The organism is Marilutibacter chinensis, assembly GCF_021725675.1.
Classification (GTDB): Bacteria; Pseudomonadota; Gammaproteobacteria; order Xanthomonadales; family Xanthomonadaceae; genus Marilutibacter; species Marilutibacter chinensis.
Map to the genome: position 1 here is coordinate 1 of NZ_JAKJPO010000021.1, position 3,061 is coordinate 3,061.

Here is a 3,061-nt window from a genome sequence, read left to right on the forward strand (position 1 = left end):
TCGGTGTCCCGGCAAGGACCGGGAGAAGTGTGGCAAGGGCGGCCGCGGGAAGCGACCGCGCCGCTACCTCACTTGATCTTGCCTTCCTTGTAGATCACGTGCTTGCGAACGACGGGATCGTACTTCTTGATCTCCATCTTGCCTGGCGTGTTCTTCTTGTTCTTGTCGGTGGTGTAGAAGTGGCCGGTACCGGCCGAGGAGATCAGGCGGATCTTGTCGCGCTTGGAAGCCATGGTTCAGTTCTCCTCAGATCTTCTCGCCGCGTGCGCGAAGCTCGGCGAGGACGGCATCGATACCGTTCTTGTCGATGGTGCGCAGGGCCTTGGTGGAAACGCGCAGCTTCACCCAGCGGTTTTCGCTGGCGACCCAGAACTTGCGCTCGTGCAGGTTCGGGAGGAAACGGCGACGGGTCTTGTTCATCGCGTGCGAGACGTTGTTGCCGGTCGTCGTACGCTTGCCGGTGACTTGGCATACTCGGGACATTACGCACCTCGTAAATTGGAGAGTCCGGCCATGGAGGGCCGGGCTTTTGCGGAAGGATCCGCAAACCAGTGGTGTCTCCCTTGGCCAGGGAGGCGTCGGCCCCAGCGCCGCCGGACCATCCGGGGCGGTGCGCGATACGGGAGGGTGGAACCCCGCCGGACGGCGGGTCGCTGCCAATGGCGGCCGGAATCGCGCTTCCGGGGTCGCCCGGCGGGTCGTCAGACCCGCCCGGACACAGCGAGCCGGGCATTATGCCCGTGTCCCGCCGCATGCGCAAGGTTATCCACAGCCCGGGGCCGCAGGCCGGTCCGCCGCCCGCCACCGGGCAGGCCGGACCCGGTCCGCCTCAGTGGCTGGCCTTGTCGCGGTGCCAGCCGCGGTGGCGGATGTCCAGGTACAGGCTGTAGGCGGCGGTGAACGACGGGAACAGGTTCTGGATCACCCCGACCGCGTCCTGCTTCTGCGAGAACACGAAGTAGCTCAGGGTCATCGCGCTGCCGCACAGGCTCATGTACCAGAACAGCCGCGGGATCACCGGCTTGCCGTGCCGGCGCGAGGCGATGAACTGCACCAGCCAGCGCGCGCCGAACATGAAGGCGCCGGTGAGGCCGATCAGCTTCCACGGCGACATGTGGATGCCGGTCCATTCCAGCCAGCCGATCGGGTCGTTCATGAAGTCGCCGGTCATCGCTCAGACCTCCTCGGTCCGGGTCACCTTGCCGCGCCTGATCAGCCAGGCCACACCGCGCAGGTCGCTGATGCCGACCAGCGCGCGGCCGAGGTTGTTGTACTTGGAGACGCCGGCGGTGCGGTGGCGATGGTTCACCGGCACGCTCACCGTGCGGTAGCCGGCGCGCTGCATCAGCGCCGGCAGGTAGCGGTGCATATGGTCGAAATGCGGCAATTCGAGGAAGGCCTCCCGCTCGAACAGCTTGATGCCGCAGCCGGTATCGGGCGTGTCGTCGCGCAGCATCCGTGCGCGGATCGCATTGGCCCACTTACTGGCCCAGCGCTTGCTGCCGCTGTCCTGGCGGTTCACCCGCCAGCCGGCGAACAGCCGGGTGTCGGGATCGGCGCGGTCGCGCTCGGCCAGCAGCTTAGGGATGTCGGCCGGATCGTTCTGACCGTCGCCGTCGAGGGTGGCAATCCACGGCGCGCGCGCGGCCTTGACGCCGTTGCGCACGGCGGTGCTCTGGCCGCTCTGGGTGACATGGTGGATCACCCGCAGCTCGGGCACCTCGGCCTTCAGGCCCTGCAGCACGTCGAGGGTGTCGTCGCGCGAATGGTCGTCGACATAGACGATCTCGAACGGCACCACGCCGCGCAGGGCGGCAGTGATCTCGTGCACGAGCGGGGCGACGTTGTCGCGCTCGTTGAACACGGGCACGACCACGGAGAGCGAGGGCTGGGTTTGCGTCATCGGAATGGACGGTGTCGGGGGCCGTGCGGGACGGCGAAACGGGAGCCGCGACCGGTCGCGGCGCGCACATCCTACCGCCCCCGGGCGGCGATGGCCGACTCCCCGTTCAGCCGGCGGCCTGCACGCTCAGGCGGCGTCGCCGAAGTAGTCGCGGCACCAGGCCACCACCGGCGGCAGGCCGTCCTCGATCGCGGTGCTCGGCTCGAAGCCCAGCACCTCCTGCGCACGCGCGGTGTCGGCCATGGTCTCGACCATGTCGCCCGGCTGCATCGGCTTGTAGACCTTCTGCGCCGGGCGCCCCGCAGCGCCTTCGATCACCGCGATGAACCGCTCCAGCTCGACCGGCGCGTGGTTGCCGAGATTGAACACCCGGTGCGGCGGCACCCCGTCGACGCCGCCCGGCGGCGGACGGTCGAGCGCGGCCAGCACGCCGTCGACGATGTCGTCGACGTGGGTGAAATCGCGCCGCATCCGGCCATTGTTGAACACGTCGATCGGCCGCCCCGCCAGCACCGCGCGCGAGAACAGCAGCGGCGCCATGTCCGGACGGCCCCAGGGCCCGTAGACGGTGAAGAACCGCAGCCCGGTCGCGCGCAAGCCGTACAGCTGCGCGTAGGTGTAGCCCATCAGCTCGTTGGCGGCCTTGGTCGCGGCGTAGAGCGAGCGGGGCTTGTCGATCCGCTGGTCCTCGGAGAACGGCGGCGTCGCCGAATCGCCGTAGACCGACGACGAGCTGGCATAGGCCAGGTGCTCGACGCCGCGATGGCGGCACAGCTCGAGCAGGTTGACGAAGCCGACCAGGTTGCTGTCGACGTAGGCGTGCGGGTTTTCCAGCGAATAGCGGACGCCCGCCTGCGCGGCCAGGTGCACCACGCGGACCGGCCCGAACGCATCGAACAACGCGGCCAGTCCGTCGCGATCGCACAGGTCGAGCTCGCGGATCTCGACCTCCGGGCACAGCGCGGCGATGCGGTCGCGCTTGAGCCGGGGGTCGTAATAAGCATTGAAGTTGTCCAGGCCGATCACCGCATCGCCGCGTGCGCGCAGCGCGCGGCACACGTAGGCGCCGATGAAGCCGGCGGCGCCGGTCACCAGGACGGGAGGCGGAGTGTCGTTCGTCGTCATCGGCCAAGGGTCTCGCGCGGTCGCTCGCCGGCG

At 68.7% G+C, this 3,061-nt stretch carries 5 protein-coding genes; all 5 read right to left on the reverse strand.

Going from position 1 to position 3,061, the window contains the following annotated elements:
• Positions 1-68: 68 nt before the first annotated feature.
• The 5 genes from rpmG to L3V18_RS18450 all read right to left on the reverse strand — a co-directional run bounded on the left by rpmG (position 69) and on the right by L3V18_RS18450 (position 3,028).
• On the reverse strand, positions 69-233 hold the full coding sequence (gene rpmG / locus L3V18_RS18430) for a 50S ribosomal protein L33 (RefSeq protein ID WP_111265111.1): 165 nt from the start codon (positions 231-233) through the stop codon (positions 69-71).
• Between the two features lie 13 nt (positions 234-246).
• Entirely contained in the window at positions 247-483 is a 237-nt protein-coding gene (gene rpmB / locus L3V18_RS18435; RefSeq protein WP_237056612.1) for a 50S ribosomal protein L28, read from the reverse strand.
• Between the two features lie 346 nt (positions 484-829).
• Positions 830-1,171, reverse strand: coding sequence for a lipid-A-disaccharide synthase N-terminal domain-containing protein (locus L3V18_RS18440; protein ID WP_237056613.1), 342 nt, complete (start codon positions 1,169-1,171; stop codon positions 830-832).
• Between the two features lie 3 nt (positions 1,172-1,174).
• A complete protein-coding gene (locus L3V18_RS18445; protein WP_237056615.1) occupies positions 1,175-1,903 on the reverse strand; it encodes a glycosyltransferase family 2 protein in 729 nt (242 codons plus the stop codon).
• 126 nt (positions 1,904-2,029) lie between these two features.
• A complete protein-coding gene (locus L3V18_RS18450) occupies positions 2,030-3,028 on the reverse strand; it encodes an NAD-dependent epimerase/dehydratase family protein (protein WP_237056616.1) in 999 nt (332 codons plus the stop codon).
• Between the last annotated feature and the right edge of the window lie 33 nt (positions 3,029-3,061).

Excerpts from the sequence above, each read along its gene's own strand:
- rpmG (WP_111265111.1), bottom strand. The coding sequence starts at position 233 with ATGGCTTCCAAGCGCGACAAGATCCGCCTGATCTCCTCGGCCGGTACC.
- rpmB (WP_237056612.1), bottom strand. The coding sequence starts at position 483 with ATGTCCCGAGTATGCCAAGTCACCGGCAAGCGTACGACGACCGGCAAC.
- L3V18_RS18440 (WP_237056613.1), bottom strand. The coding sequence starts at position 1,171 with ATGACCGGCGACTTCATGAACGACCCGATCGGCTGGCTGGAATGGACC.
- L3V18_RS18445 (WP_237056615.1), bottom strand. The coding sequence starts at position 1,903 with ATGACGCAAACCCAGCCCTCGCTCTCCGTGGTCGTGCCCGTGTTCAAC.
- L3V18_RS18450 (WP_237056616.1), bottom strand. The coding sequence starts at position 3,028 with ATGACGACGAACGACACTCCGCCTCCCGTCCTGGTGACCGGCGCCGCC.